This window comes from Desulfocastanea catecholica (assembly GCF_054657295.1).
The window spans coordinates 15,448-29,832 of record NZ_BAAHYZ010000034.1 but is presented as its reverse complement, the minus strand read 5'-3'; the positions used below and the strand labels follow the sequence as shown (position 1 = coordinate 29,832).

Annotated in this window: 11 protein-coding genes and 1 pseudogene; 8 read left to right on the top strand and 4 right to left on the bottom strand. The window is 47.0% G+C overall.

The genetic code is table 11. The annotated features are described in order from the left end of the window. Positions 1–112: 112 nt before the first annotated feature. Genes ACYQ8U_RS20435 through tcuA form a run of 3 tightly spaced genes read right to left on the bottom strand, consistent with a single transcriptional unit; the run spans position 113 to position 5,151 of the window. The gene (locus ACYQ8U_RS20435) at positions 113–2,707 is read right to left on the bottom strand and encodes a bifunctional aconitate hydratase 2/2-methylisocitrate dehydratase (protein ID WP_459947415.1); all 2,595 of its coding nucleotides are present in this window, start codon (positions 2,705–2,707) and stop codon (positions 113–115) included. Then, the gene (gene tcuB / locus ACYQ8U_RS20430) at positions 2,640–3,746 is read right to left on the bottom strand and encodes a tricarballylate utilization 4Fe-4S protein TcuB (protein WP_459947414.1); all 1,107 of its coding nucleotides are present in this window, start codon (positions 3,744–3,746) and stop codon (positions 2,640–2,642) included. The genes ACYQ8U_RS20435 and tcuB overlap by 68 nt, the downstream gene beginning before the upstream one ends. Continuing rightward, complete coding sequence (tcuA, locus tag ACYQ8U_RS20425) at positions 3,736–5,151, bottom strand: FAD-dependent tricarballylate dehydrogenase TcuA (protein ID WP_459947417.1); 1,416 nt, start codon at positions 5,149–5,151, stop codon at positions 3,736–3,738. Before tcuA ends, tcuB begins: the two co-directional genes overlap by 11 nt. A gap of 399 nt (positions 5,152–5,550) precedes the next feature. On the opposite strand from tcuA, the gene ACYQ8U_RS20420 reads away from it, so the two are divergent. From ACYQ8U_RS20420 to ACYQ8U_RS20385, 8 genes and pseudogenes are all read left to right on the top strand, one after another. After that, a complete protein-coding gene (locus tag ACYQ8U_RS20420; protein ID WP_459947413.1) occupies positions 5,551–7,491 on the top strand; it encodes a sigma 54-interacting transcriptional regulator in 1,941 nt (646 codons plus the stop codon). A 242-nt stretch (positions 7,492–7,733) separates the two neighbouring features. Beyond that, entirely contained in the window at positions 7,734–9,254 is a 1,521-nt protein-coding gene (locus ACYQ8U_RS20415) for a tripartite tricarboxylate transporter permease (RefSeq protein WP_459947412.1), read from the top strand. 83 nt (positions 9,255–9,337) lie between these two features. Next, on the top strand, positions 9,338–10,318 hold the full coding sequence (locus tag ACYQ8U_RS20410) for a Bug family tripartite tricarboxylate transporter substrate binding protein (RefSeq protein ID WP_459947411.1): 981 nt from the start codon (positions 9,338–9,340) through the stop codon (positions 10,316–10,318). Positions 10,319–10,413: 95 nt separating this feature from the next. Then, positions 10,414–10,890: a tripartite tricarboxylate transporter TctB family protein gene (locus ACYQ8U_RS20405; RefSeq protein ID WP_459947410.1), complete on the top strand. Its 477-nt coding sequence runs from the start codon at positions 10,414–10,416 to the stop codon at positions 10,888–10,890. 204 nt (positions 10,891–11,094) lie between these two features. Further along, positions 11,095–11,460, top strand: coding sequence for a hypothetical protein (locus ACYQ8U_RS20400; protein ID WP_459947409.1), 366 nt, complete (start codon positions 11,095–11,097; stop codon positions 11,458–11,460). A 29-nt stretch (positions 11,461–11,489) separates the two neighbouring features. Next, entirely contained in the window at positions 11,490–11,924 is a 435-nt protein-coding gene (locus ACYQ8U_RS20395) for a hypothetical protein (RefSeq protein WP_459947408.1), read from the top strand. A gap of 264 nt (positions 11,925–12,188) precedes the next feature. Then, positions 12,189–12,478, top strand: a pseudogene (locus ACYQ8U_RS20390) (F0F1 ATP synthase subunit alpha); the annotation flags it as partial. After that, a complete protein-coding gene (locus ACYQ8U_RS20385) occupies positions 12,454–12,624 on the top strand; it encodes a hypothetical protein (protein WP_459947416.1) in 171 nt (56 codons plus the stop codon). The pseudogene ACYQ8U_RS20390 and the gene ACYQ8U_RS20385, both read left to right, overlap by 25 nt. 476 nt (positions 12,625–13,100) lie before the next feature. Here ACYQ8U_RS20385 and ACYQ8U_RS20380 read toward each other — a convergent pair whose 3' ends face one another. After that, positions 13,101–14,384, bottom strand: a complete 1,284-nt coding sequence (locus ACYQ8U_RS20380) for an ATP-dependent 6-phosphofructokinase (RefSeq protein ID WP_459947407.1) — start codon at positions 14,382–14,384, stop codon at positions 13,101–13,103. Position 14,385: the final 1 nt, after the last annotated feature.

Sequence of the window (14,385 nt, the reverse complement as noted above, 5' to 3'; positions counted from 1 at the left end):
AATGATGATTTCTTTGAGTTTATTCTTTGCCATTTTTTTCTCTTCATTACAGGAGTAACCTGTTAAAAATTAATAGCACATTACGCACCACATCTGTAGATGGAACCAGGTGTCAGCGATTTGGTTGCGAAGCTGAATTACTGGTCTTTTCCGCAACATATTCAAAATATTGTTTGACGGTAGGTATTACACCACTTAATGCACTCATTGCAGCTATCTCGGTCGAACCAAGGTAAACCTTTGTATTGTCACCTAAACGGTTATTGAAATTTCTGGTCGACGTAGAGAAAACCGTAGAACCGGGTTTCACTCGGGCCTGGTTGCCCATGCAAAGACTACAGCCCGGGGTTTCTATCCGTGCGCCCGCCTTTGCAAATACTGCATAACTCCCTTCCTGTTTGATCGCATCCCGGTCCAAGCGAGTCGTAGGTGCCACCCATAGACGGCTGGTCGAATAGCCTCCTCCAGAAAAGAGCCTGGCAGCCGACCTCAGGTGGTCTAGATGCGTCATGCACGATCCAATAAAAACCTCGTCAATTGAGGTACCTGCGCAATCTTCTAAGAGTCGGATATTGTCAGGGTCATTTGGGCAGGCAAGGATAGGCTGGGTAATGTCCGCTAAATTGATGTCAAGTCTTGCTTTGAACTCGGTATTATCGTCGCGACAAAGTAATTTAGGATTTTCCAGCCATTCTTCCAGGTCATCAATTCTTTTCTGCAGAGCGGCTTGTGTTTGATAGCCGTTTTCTAAAAGAGTACGAAGGATTGTGATATTTCGTTTTACCTGTTCTACAACTGTCTCAAGGGGAAGTTTTATTGTGCAGGCTGAGGCACTGCGCTCAGCCGACGAATCACTGAGTTCAAATGCTTCGTCGACGCTCAGGTCATCCACCCCTTCAATTTCGATGATTGTTCCTGAAAAAGCGTTCTTTTTGTCTTTGCCATCAACAGAAAGCAATCCTTGTTGAATAGCATAGTAGGGGATGGCGTTCACCATGTCTCTAACGGTGATTCCAGCTTTTCTTTTGCCATGAAACCGGATTAGAATCGAATCCGGCATCTCCAGTGGCATAAACCCAAGAGCCGCGGCAAAGGCGATCAGACTTGAACCGGCCGGAAATGATATCCCCAGAGGAAACCTGGTATGAGAGTCACCGCCGGTCCCCACCTGATCGGGCACGAGCATCTTATTGAGCCATGAATGAATCACTCCATCGCCAGGATTGAGTGCCAAGCCTCCGCAATTTCTCGTGCTCTCTTGCAAGGTCGCCCATCTCCCCTGATCCTTTTGATTTGGGTAAGCTGCTGTGTGGCAAAATGTCTGGAGAAAGAAATCAGTTTTGAATTTTGTGCAGGCAAGCTCCTCGATTTCCTGCATGGTCATTGGGCCGGTGGTGTCCTGAGATCCAACCGTAGATATTTTTGGCAAGCATAAGGTGCCTGGCAAAACTCCATCTACACCGCAAGCCCGACCGATTATTTTTTGGGCGAGAGAGTATCCCTGGCCTTTTTTTGGAGCAGGACCAGTCTCCTCTTTGAAGAAATCCGGAAATGGAATCCCGGTTGCCTCGCATGCTGATCGAGTGAGGTTCTTGCCTATAATCAGGTTGAGTCGGCCGCCGGCACGATATTCGTCCAGGAGTGTTGCCGGAGGTGGTGGAGCATCAAGGATTAACCCGCTACTCGTCTTCAGCTCCCATTCATCCGGATTAAAATGTATAGTGTCTCCGGTTGAGATATTTGAGACATCGCATTCTATGGGCAAAACCCCGGCGTCTCGAGCGGAACCATAAAAAATAGGTGCTATGGTTCCTCCCAACACAAAGCCACCTCTTCGCTTGTTGGGAACACCCGGAATGTCTTTACCGGTATGCCAAAGCAATGAGTTGACCGCAGATTTTCTTGATGAGCCTGTGCCAACGACATCGCCTGCGAAGGCGACATTTCCACCTTTTGCCCGCATTTCGCTTATTGCTGCCATTCCACCGGGAAACCGTGATTTACCAAAAAAGGTAGCATGTAACGGGATATCAGTACGAGTATGCGACTGGCTCCCCGGGGAGAGATCATCGGTGTTTATTTCACCGTCAACCTTATAGATATGCAATTCTATTTGGCTGGGAAGCGGTGCTGCAGCGGTAAACCATTCAGCCCGTGCCCAGGATCTCAGAATTTCGTCTGCAAAAGGGTTTTCAGCGGCGAGTGTCTTAATCATTTCAAAAGCATCGTATACCTTGGTCAGGTGTTTCAATGCACCAGCCACTTCAGCCTGGTAGCGTCCTGCCTGAAGCAAGCGAACGAGGACCTCAACGCAATATCCGCCGCTCATAAGGGAAAGCATTGTTATTGCTCTTTCCGGACCAATGGCATCGGATTTGATATCACCCAGGATCACCCGCTCAAGCCATAATGCCTTCAGTTTTGCCGGTTGACCAACTCCTGGTTCTACGCGATTTTCAAGAAGTGATACCAGAAACTCTCTTTCCTGGTGATTATCTTCTATCAGCAGAAGAAGCTCTGAGACTTGTTGCGCAGTTAAAGGAAGAGGGGGAATTCCGTCTTTCGACCGCTGTTCGGATTCCAGCTTATATTGCGTTATCATTGCACAGATCCTTTTGGTTGTAGAAGTCACAGTAGTGTTAAAGCTCTTCAGCTGATTTTGCCTGCTCTTGTGAGTGTCTAACCAGCGCGATATAGCGATAAACACCGTGTACAAATTTTCCAAAGGGCATGGTAATGAAAAATGCCAGAACCAGGCCGAGATGCAGGATCAGCAATGTTCCCATAAAGGATGACTCACGGAAAGCCAGTAACAGTAAGCCACTGAGATTTGTGAAAAAGAGCAGGAGACCAAAGGCGACATCCATGCCAAACGACTTAGATGTGCCGGGCTCTGGGTCCATTTGGGTTTTGAGATACAACATTCCGGCTGTACCTATGAGCATCAGCACCCCGCCTATCGTCCCCAGCATCACCGGCCAACTGAACAGCGGATACGGTGCAGGAATATGGAAAACGTGGTCATATATCGCAGCAATTGTTGTAGCAGCTAAAGCTGCTAGAAAACCATAAAATATTGCATGGTGCATAGTTCGACGGATGGTGCTGAATTCATCGGTGGGATAGTTGCAACCGTGACCACCACCTTCAAGATATTTCAGAGTGAGCACATCCCAAACGGCTCCTAAATTGCCATGTCGGCTCAGCAGGGTCTCTGGCCCTGCTGCGGTTTCTCTCCAAAAATTGCGGATACCCCTCCAGAAAGCGATGGCGACAAGGAGTGCGAGAATTGAAAAGGGCACGAGCATTGCGGCATAAGGGATGACAGCATAAAATGAATTCGGACCGGTGAAGATCCCAGTTATAGCATCGCTGCCTTTGGTGAGACTGGCGGTAAAATAGACCGCTACAATACTTAGAAGAGTTATCAGAAGTACCGTGATACCGTTTCGTTGAAAGAGGCCGGATAAAAATTTCGGTGAGGCAAATTCGCTATACGTTTCTATCCTGAGTTCTGCCATGGCCTTAGGGAAATTCAGACCAAAATCGTGTGGCGGGGCATATTGACAGGCATAATAGCAATCTCTGCAATTGTGACAGAGATTGGCCAAATATTTTAAATCCCCACTGGTAAAAGTTCTGCGCAATTCCATAGCCGGAAAGACTGCGCAAAAACCTTCACAATAACGACAGGAATTGCAGATTGTCATTACCCGGCCTGCTTCTTTCAATGTATTAGATGACATGATTTGCTGCCTCCTTTCCTGCGAGCATTCCGAAAACTGTCCCAATGGTCATGCCGAATCCCGCCATGTAACCTTTGCCGAGAATATTTCCGGACATTATTTCTCCTGCTGCGTATATGTTTGCAGCAGGTTTGTCGTCTTGCATGATAACCTGCGCTTTATCATTCACCGCAACACTAAGATAGGTGAAGGTGATTCCCGGCCTGAGTGGGTATCCATAATAGGGTGGGGTGTCGATTGGCCGGGCCCAATGGCTTTTTTGTGGTTCCAATCCTTCCGTTTTACAATCATCAAGTTCACCAGGATCAAATGATCCCGGCCTCGTGGCCTTGTTGAATTCTGCTACTGTTTTCTCAAGTTCAGCAGGATCCAGTTCCAGCTTTTTGGCCAGTTCAGTCAGTGTATTGGCTTCCACTGGAGGGAACACTGATGGCATAAACAGATCGATGGATTTCGAATCGATGATTGAATAACCGATCTGGTCCGGTTGCCCAGCAACCAGTCGGCCCCAGATGGCGTATCTCTTTGGCCAAAAATCCTCTCCTTCGTCGTAAAAACGCTGAGCATTTTTGTTGACGACGATCCCAAAAGAAACACAATCAAGACGTGTGACAATACCTCCATCATATTTGGGTGCCCGTGCATCAATGGCGACAGCGTGGCACTGTCGAGGGTCACCTATCTGTTTGGCACCATTGTCCAACATGACGCGAAGCATACGCCCTTTGTCGTATGGTGAGCCACGCACTATGAAATTATCCGCAGCCGGTCCCCATTCTTCTTTTAACCACGCCAGATTCGCCTGAAAACCGCCAGATGCCAGGACTACAGATTTGGCTTTGACCGTTTGTGTCTGGTTATTTTTTACAACTCTGGCTTCGGAAAATTGACCATCATTTATCACTAAATCTTGTACTTCTGTATCGTAACTGATGACAACACCAAGGTTTTTGGCAGTCCGATAATAAGAATTCATCAGAGCCTTGCCCCCGCCAAGAAAAAAGGCGTTGGTTCTGGAAAGATGCAGTGTGCCGCGCATGGCAGGTTGAAACATGCAGCCGTGTTTCTGCATCCACTCACCGACGTTGTTCGATTCTCTGATTGTCAAGCGGGCAAGCTGCTCATTAGTTTCGCCACCGGTAACACGAAGGAGATCGTCAAAGAATTCATCTTCCGGATAGGGACCAGTCAGGAATTCATTTCCCTTAACATGCATGTAGCGCAGATTGCGAGTGTGCCGGCTATTGCCGCCGCGATAATGTTCAGGAGATGCTTCCAGCACAAGAACTGAAGCTCCCCTCTCTCTCGCTGTCATTGCAGCGCAGAGTGCCGCATTTCCGCCGCCAATGACGAGTACGTCATAGGTCGCTGAAAGGTCAGCGTTAGATCGATTATTGTGGGCCATATCATTTACCTTGAGTTTAATTATTAATGGCGTCGTTAATGGCGTCGTAAAACTCCTCATCTCTATGACCGTATTCTTCACAAAACGTGCCAGCAGGAGTGTGGATTCTTTTTTTCGGTGTTTTTTCGAATAATTTTCAGCAGTCCTGCAACAGCGCCCAGCAAAGGTAAAGAGTTTCTTGTTTTGAAGACACATTAAAGGTTGATAGCGTCGTAAAAAATCTTCATCTGCTTCGTTGTTGCGATTTCTCTATCGTTACCCCTCGTATAGGAGGTTTTCTATTTGGGCACAACTTGTACACCTTCGTAGGTTTGACAAAATATGTTGACAAATTGTTCAATACTGGGAAGTAATGTTTCGTTTTGAAACAAATGAAACAAACTAAACAGGGGGGGTGGTTTGAAAAGCATACCATTTAACATCGGTGTTTTTATTTCCAGTCTTTCCATTGGCGACGAAATAAAAAAGATTGCCAAAGAACAGAAAGATACCTTCCAAATATTTTATAAGAGCCTGGAAGGTGCGATTCCTGTTGGAAAGAGGATGGAACAGGAGGGTGTTGAAGCAATTATCAGTCGCCGAGGGACAGCACATCTCCTTCGTGAGAACCTCCGTATTCCTGTATTTTCATTTCCCCAATCTTCTCTAAGCATTCTGACCAGCATCAAGAAAGCTGCAGACAGGCTGGCAGAGGCTCCTGAAAAAAATATGAAGATATTTATGCCAAATTTCAGGAATGAAATCAGTGGATTGGAAATTGTCGAAGAGCTTCTCGATGTCCAATTTGCCCAGGGTGTATATTTCGATTCCACGAGCCTTGGTGAATTAATATTAGACGCTTCACATCAGGGTTTTGGGGCTATTGTGGGAGGGCTGGCAACAATGGGTTTTGCCATGAAGTGCGGCTTGATGTTTCAGGAGTTGATTACTCCAAAAGAAAACATCATTGAAACTATTGAAAATGCAAAATCTGCAGCACTCTCAAATAGAGAGCAAAAGGCAACAACCTTGCGTTATCAGTCGATTATGGATCTTGCATCTGATGGTATTATTTCAATCGATTCCAAAGGGCTTTTGACAACCATAAACAAGAAAGCAAAAGTTGTTTTAAATGTTGGCAATGAAGATGTTTTAGGCACTCCGGCATCGGGCTTAATTACCAATGTAAACCTGCAACGTGCCTTGCAGAGACAGACATCCGTACAGGACAAAGTAGAGGAAATCGGCAGCGAGCTCTTTGTTTACAATCAGGAGCCTATAATTGTAAAAGATCACACTGTAGGAGTAGTGTCCTCATTTAAGGAAGTTGCCAATGTAATGCGGGCTGAAAACAAGGTCAGACGCACTTTGACCAAAGGGTTTGTCGCAAAATACATTCTGGAAGATCTTATCTATTGTAGTGCTGCTATGGATAAAATTGTCAATACCAGCAAAGAGTTAGCGAAAACTGATTCAACTATCCTGGTAATGGGAAAGACTGGTACGGGAAAAGAGGTAATTGCGCAGTCTGTCCACAACTTAAGTCAAAGAAACAAAATGCCTTTTGTTTCGGTACATTGTGGTGCACTTCCCGAACAACTTCTAGAGAGTGAACTGTTTGGTTATGAAGAAGGGGCTTTTACCGGTTCTAAAAAAGGCGGCAAACTTGGCCTTTTTGAAATGGCCCACCAGGGAACTATATTTCTTGATGAAATAGATTCCACGTCTCATAGTGTCCAACTGCGTCTTCTCAGGGTCCTTCAGGAAAAAGAAGTGATGCGTATCGGGGCAGATCGTAAAATCCCTGTTAATGTTCGTGTTATTGCAGCTGCAGGGAAAGATTTATGGTCGGTCGTTCAAGATGGTAAATTTCGTAAGGACTTGTTTTTTCGGTTGAATGTGCTCCGCATTACTCTTCCGTCCCTGGGTGAGAGAAAAGAAGATATCTCATTGTTATTGAAACATTTTATACAATACCATGCGAGAATACATGGTATCACGCCAATAGAGCTTCCACAACCCTACATAGACAAACTGACTGATTATTCCTGGCCGGGAAATGTCAGACAGCTCAAGCATTTTGCCGAACAGCTTTTGCTCAACAGTAATTTTCAAGGGTGCACTGCCAGCCTCGATTCTCTTTTTGCTGATCTGAGCAATATAGTTGATAAGGAGGAGGTAAGTAGTCAGAAAGAGATACCTGAACAGGTAAAGGAAAACCTTAAACTCTCTGATCCGGAATCCGAAGTTGAAACTATTCACAAGGCTTTGCATAAAGCACAATTTTCTAAAGCCAAGGCCGCAAAAATATTAGGAATTAGCCGCACCACCCTGTGGAGAAAGTTAAAGGAACTTAGCTGATGTAAATCCCCATTATTTAAGGGGGAATTAATGGAATGGCTCTTACACTCTGCAGAACTACACCTCAATAATCACTCCCCCATTTTTTCCTCTCGCAGTTTTTCCTCAGACCGCAGTGGCCCAAAATTTGCAAAGTGCTGGCTAGGTTCAAATTCGGTTTAGATCACTATCAGAGCCGGTAATAATGAGTAAGGAGAGCGTACTTCCTCCTGGCACTCATAAAACAATGGGAGGAAAAAGCCATGTTCGAAAGCATGACAGAGGGATTTTTTATTATAATGCACTGGGAGAACATTCTGGCGATAGTGCTCGGACTCTATATGGGAGTGACTATCGGCGCGCTCCCTGGCTTATCTCCTTCCATGGCAATTGCAATCGCCGCCCCCTTTACCTTCGGCCTCGCGCCAGTTCCAGCCATTTCATTCTTATTAGGGATATATAAAGGTGGCGTTTATGGAGGTTCGATCAGCGCTATCCTGCTTTCAACTCCAGGTACACCAGAGGCAGCTGCGACGGTGCTTGATGGGTATCCACTGGCAAAAAAAGGACGAGCCCGGCATGCACTTGATGCTGCACTCTATGCCTCGATAGGGGGGGATCTTATCGGTACCATTGTGTTGGTTACACTCGCACCATTTATCGCCCACTACGCACTCAAGATCGGACCGGCGGAAATGGTGCCCATGATTTTGCTGGCCATGGCGATTATCATTTCAACCTTAGGTGCGGAGAAGATTAAAGGTTTTATTGCTGCTTCAATTGGTGCGATAATTGCCCTGATGGGAGTTGATCCTATCACCGGGAGCACCCGATTTGTGTTCGGAAATTACGAACTCAGCGAAGGGGTGTCACTCATTCCTTTTCTGGTAGGACTCTTTGCTGTGCCTGAGATAATTTCTGTGATTATAGCAACGGCCAAAAAAAGGAGCAGTAAGGAGCCCGAGCTTCCACCCCTGGAGATCCAGGGTGGAAGATTAAAATTACGGGAAATTTTAATCTATTGGAAGACAATCCTGCAAAGCGCCCTTGTTGGCTGTGGCCTTGGAGCCCTTCCCGGCTTAGGTTCTACGGCTGCGGCCTTCACTTGCTATGGTCTGGCAAAGAAAACTTCAAAGAATCCGGAAAAATTTGGTAAAGGGAGCATAGAGGGATTATTGGCGTGTGAAACAGGTAACAACGGCACCTGCGGTCCAGCTCTCATACCCCTGCTTACTCTGGGAATCCCCGGCAGTTCAACAACTGCAGTCTTATTTGGAGCCCTCCTCATTTACGGCATTGTTCCCGGCCCGAAGATATTCATCGAAAATGGTCCCATCGTTTATGCAATTTTTATGGGATTGGTCCTAGGGGGGATATTCCTCTATCCGGTGGCTACCTCTATAGTCAAATACGCTGCCAAAGGAATATATAAGATTAATCAGGGAGTTCTTTTTGCCGGAATCCTTCTTCTCTGCTTTACCGGATCTTTTGCCATTCGCAATAATATGATGGATGTTTATTGCATGTGTTTTGCCGGATTGCTTGCCTTTGGGATGAAACATTTCGGGTTCCCATTGGGACCAACCCTGATCGCCTTTATCCTTGAGCCGATCCTTGAAAGGTCATTCCGTCAAGCCTTGATGATCTCCGGAAATGACATGGCAATATTATTTTCCAGCCCGATTGCCAACGTGCTGTATGTGTTGTTTGCTGCTGTCCTGATGTATGGGCCGGTAAAAAACTATTTTATGACACGGAGGCAAAGAGCTGGAGAGGAACGATGACAATGTAAGTAATGAGACATTGCAGCGAATTGTTTTCATTACAGCTAACAACGGCAATTTAGCCAAAGACTTAGGAGATGGAAATGAAATTTAAAAAGGGTTATTTCGGGATTTGTCAAGCCGTCTTTGCTGGATTATTTCTCGGCAGTTTGATTGCAGGAAGCGCACTGGCCGCAGATGCCTATCCGACTAAATCGATTAAAATTTACTACGGTTATAAAGCCGGCGGCAGTTGTCATACATCCCTCCAGCCACTGGCTCATTCCTTAGAAGCAACACTCGGCCAGCCAATAATTCTTGTGGAGAAAGCAGGAGCCAGCGCAACAATAGCAGGAGGACTTGTTTCTAAAGCAAAGCCGGATGGCTACACTTTGGGTGTTATTAAATCAACAACTATAACAACGGCACCTTATGAATTGAAACTCCCTTATTCGCCGGCTGAGGATCTTTTACATCTCTATGCATACGCAGGACCTGCTTCCGGGTTTGCCGTAAAGGCCGATGCACCTTGGAACACCTGGAAGGATTTCATCGATTACGCTAAGAGTAACCCAGGCAAAGTTGCCTGGACAGCAACCGGGAGTACTGGTACTCAGTATCTTCTCATGGAGCATATTGGAAAAATTGAAGGTATTACTTGGAATGGGGTTCCTGCAGCAGGTGGTAGCGAGGCAATGAAACTTGTTCTGGGGGGGCAGGTCAGTGGATATGCCGCTTCAGGAAGTCATGTGCCACAAATAAAATCCGGAAATGCTAAAGCGCTGGTGGACTTCGGTGTTACCAGTTCATTTCCCGGAGTGCCGACCCTTGAAGAGCTTGGCTATAATGGCCTGGTTATAAAGGGAGAACCCTATATAATTGTTGCACCAAAAAACCTGCCGGAAGATATTAAAGCTACACTCGTAGACGCAATCGCCAAGGCGACCCAGTCCGAAGAATATCTCAAACTTGTGGAAAGGCTCGACATGCAACCTGTCAACCTCCAGGGGGCAGAGTTGGAAAAAATGCTCACTGAAGGGAGTATCCTGGTGAAAATGTTGCTTGAATCAGCCGGTAAAATTTAAGGCACCATTGCGCAGCAACTGCAAATCTGTTTTGCTGAAAGTAGAGCCGGTGGAATTTTTGTCATCCATACCGGCTCTTCAGCAGGAGGTATATCATGAGTAGTCTCGAATCACACGGTCCCGCCGAAATCATCATGTCAGCTGTTTCAGTCGTTTTTGGATTGATAATATTCTTCTACCTGATTCCAACCCAGGTTGTGGATCCTAGCCCAACAATCCCCAATTCAAAAACTTTTCCATATGTGCTTACAGGAGCCTTCATACTGCTTAGTTGTAAATGGGTTTATAATGCGGTGATCAACAACTCGAAAGAGACGACACATTCTCCAAGAAGTTTATTCGTCGGCCTTGGAATTGGTATGGTTTTTCTGTTCTTCGGCTATTTATTGGGCACGCTTGGCTATATAATTGGGGGTGTTATAGCGACAATCTCCGTAATTATGGCGATTGAGGGAGAACGGAGATGGCTTATGGCTCTGATCGCAGGCGTAGCAATCACTTTAGTTTTTTCCATGATCTTTGGGAAATTGCTCCATATTGAACTTCCTGCTGGAGTCTTAAGCTTTTTCTAATTTTTGAACACCGTCTATTTATAAGATTTTATTGTAATACGAGAGGGCTTAGGTCTTTTCGAAGCAACTCTCCTTCGGGTGGATAAAGGTCAAGGTGTAGGCAACAATAATTGCTTACACCTTGATCACATTGTCAGAGGCAACCTGAAAATGTTCTGCATTTCATACACCCCCCGTTGGTGCGGGGAAAACTTCTTCGTTTACATGATGCATCACTTTGCCATAGACCTGCGAGCCGAATATGGGGTGAAGGATTTAGCTGCCGAGGAAAATGGAGTAAACCCTGCCTGGAGGGAACTGAATAAAATCAAAAACTCACTCCAGAATAAACATCCGCATTTAAAAGTGATAGTTGTTGAAGACGGCCTGAGCAGCAATTGCCCCCACATTCGTGATCTGCAAGAGCATAACCTCAGGTTTATCCTGGGAGTAAAACCTGGCGACCAGGTCGCACTTTTTGCCGAACTACGTGAAGCTGTTGCAGCAGGAAAGGCTTCCGAAGTGGTTGTTCTTGATCCCAAGGACAGGAAAAAGGGCATCTCTTTCGATTTGTCAACCAGGTTCCCCTGAACAAATCGAACCCTGATTTGCTGGGTAACGTGCTTGAATATACGCAGATCGACAAACACGAAAACATCATCACATTCAGCTGGGTCACGGATATATTGATCACCGAAAAAAACGTCTCCAAGCTCATCAAGGCCGGCCGTGCCTGTTGGAAGATAGAGAATGAGACCTTTAATACTCTCAAGAATCAGGGGTACAATCTCGGCCACAATTATGGTCTTGGCAAGAAAAACCTGAGCGCGGTGTTTACCATTTTGATGATGCTCGCTTTTTTCATCGATCAGGTGCAGCAATTGAGCTGTTGGCTTTTCCAGGAAGCCTTACAAAAGGCGGAATCAAAACGTTATCTGTGGGAGAGTATCCGAGGGCTTTTCTACAACTTCCGGGCTGATTCTATGGAAACCATTTTACGCGCAATAGCCCACGGCTTTGATCGTCGGGAACTGAAGGAGATCTGTCAAACGTAATGAGAGATGACCGCTGCGCAGTATTGTCAAAGATCATACCCTGAAAAAGCTGGATAGACAGGGTGAATGGACTATTTTGTCCAAAAAACGTTAGAAATCACATTTTCGCCCAAAGGTGAGCGGAAAAGCGGCTGAAAAAATGAGTGATCAAGAATAAAGTCAAGTCTCGACTGTCATTTTGTGTTAGATTATTCATAAGGTAACCACATGCCTCGGCTACTGGCTTAAAACGGGAACTGCTGGTCTCATAACGGTTTAAATTTTCCGACCAACCTGATTTCCATCACGGACGCACAGATCTATCTCTCACCGTCGCAGTTCTAATTGGGCGTGCTGCCCGCGGTCGATGTCGGCAAAAATCGGCTTCGCGTGTCGGCGGCAAGGCGGAGCGCGCTGCCTACCGCGCGGTGGCAGGCAACCTCAAGCTCAGTTGCGCACAGTTTGAAGAACTCGAAATCTTTTCCTGGTTAAGAGTCCGCCTGGATGAAGACTCCCGCAAAATTATCGAACACGGACGGCGAATTCGCGCCTGCCTCAAACAGCCGGAATTCGCCGGGTCCACGGAAAACTTCAAGGCATCCTGGACTTTACGGAGGACGAGATCCTATCCGCCGATATCATAGGTGATCCGCATTCGGGTATTGTTGACGGATCATTTACCAGAGTCGTGAATAACAAATTAATCAAGGCGCTGGTCTAATATGACAACGAGTTTGGGTATTCCGTCCGCATGCTTGATCTGGCGGCCTATATGGCTAAAAAGTGAGAAAAATTTTCTATGAATGTAATGAGTATAATCAATTGCATTGAAAAAAAAGAAAGTATCTATAACTTTCTAAAAAGAGGAGAAGAAAAATGGATAGAGTAAAAGTGGCGAAAGTTTGACGGCATGGGCGAAAAAGCGGGCTAGTCCTCGGCCGCAAGCCCGGTACTTCCCATCTTTTGACCAGATCAGATTTTCGTTAGAGATTGTCATGGGATAGGTCCTTGTTCAAACAGGTTTGACGTTCTGCAGCCTCTCTTCGAGCATGTTGTTGTCCCAAGAAAACTTACACGGAAAATCAGGCTGCTGTCCAATGCTCCTCTGCAAACACTGCGCTTCACCTCCGAATTGTCTCGAAGTGTTAGGCTCAACGCGGCCGGCTGCTTCCGAAAACGCCCCGCCTGTCAACGGGTTTATGTCAGGTCAAAGGGTTGCCCTGTTGCCATCAACACGCTTGACCAGAGCCGCCCGGCGGGGTCCACCTTTTTCCGACACATTACCGCCAAGGGGATGGGCACATGGGTAAAGCGGTTATTCCAATGACCGACCAGCATATTGGTAAAGCCAGCCATGCCGGCATGCACCGCATAATGACCAAGCTGCAGGCAGAAGGCGGAATCATAGGCTGAGGCTGGTGTGGAGCGGATCATGTAGCTTGGGTCGATGTATTTAAGGGTCAGGTCCATGTCGATTGCCTTGAAATGCGCCTTGATTTCATCGCGCAGCACCAGACCGATATCACCCAATTTACGATTCCCGGAGGCATCCTCCCCCAGGTCATCGCCTAACAAGTTCTGGCCAGCGCCCTCGCCCACCACAATCACGGCGTGACCGCGCTGGCGCAGTCGTTTCTCCAAGGCCCTGAGCAGGCCTTCCAAGGTAAACTCCACCTCCGGGATCAAGCAGAAATTGACCTCGGAATTGGCAAGGGCCGCCGAGGCAGCGATAAAGCCGGATTCCCTGCCCATCAGCTTGACCAGACCTACCCCGTTTCGGGCACCCACCGCCTCGACATGGGCGGTATAGGTAGAGTGACGAGATTCAGAAACCGCGGTTTGGTAGCCAAAGGAGAGGTCCACATGGCAGATATCGTTGTCTATGGTCTTGGGGATGGCGATGATGGCAATATTGAGTCCGCGCCGCTTAACTTCATCGGCAATGGCTGCAGCGCCTCGCAGAGTACCGTCCCCGCCAATGGCAAAGAAGATACCGATGTCCAGGTGCACCAGGGTATCGACCATGGTGGAAATATTCTGTGGTCCCCGGGAAGAACCCAGCAAACTACCCCCCTGCTGATGGATAGATACGACCAGGTTCGGGCTCAGTTCAATGGGGGTATGGCAATAGGCGGGATTCAGACCCTCAAATCCGTACCGAAACCCGTGCACCCTCGTGACACCGTAATGATAGTGCAGGCTTAACACCAGGGACCGGATCACGTCATTGAGCCCCGGACATAAGCCGCCGCAGGTGACAATGCCGCAGGTGAGGGTGCTGGGATCAAAAAATATCTTTTCCCTGGGACCGGCCATGTCAAAGGCCGGCGGCACCTGCCCGCCGTCAAGCAGCAGTTTGATCTCCTCAAGCATACCATGGTAAAGGACCGCATCCTTGTCCGTGGTGAAACTTATGTCCTGCATGGGGTTGTCGTAGAGGGACTCGCCAAGCCTGTTCACCCTGAAATCATCGGGATTCATT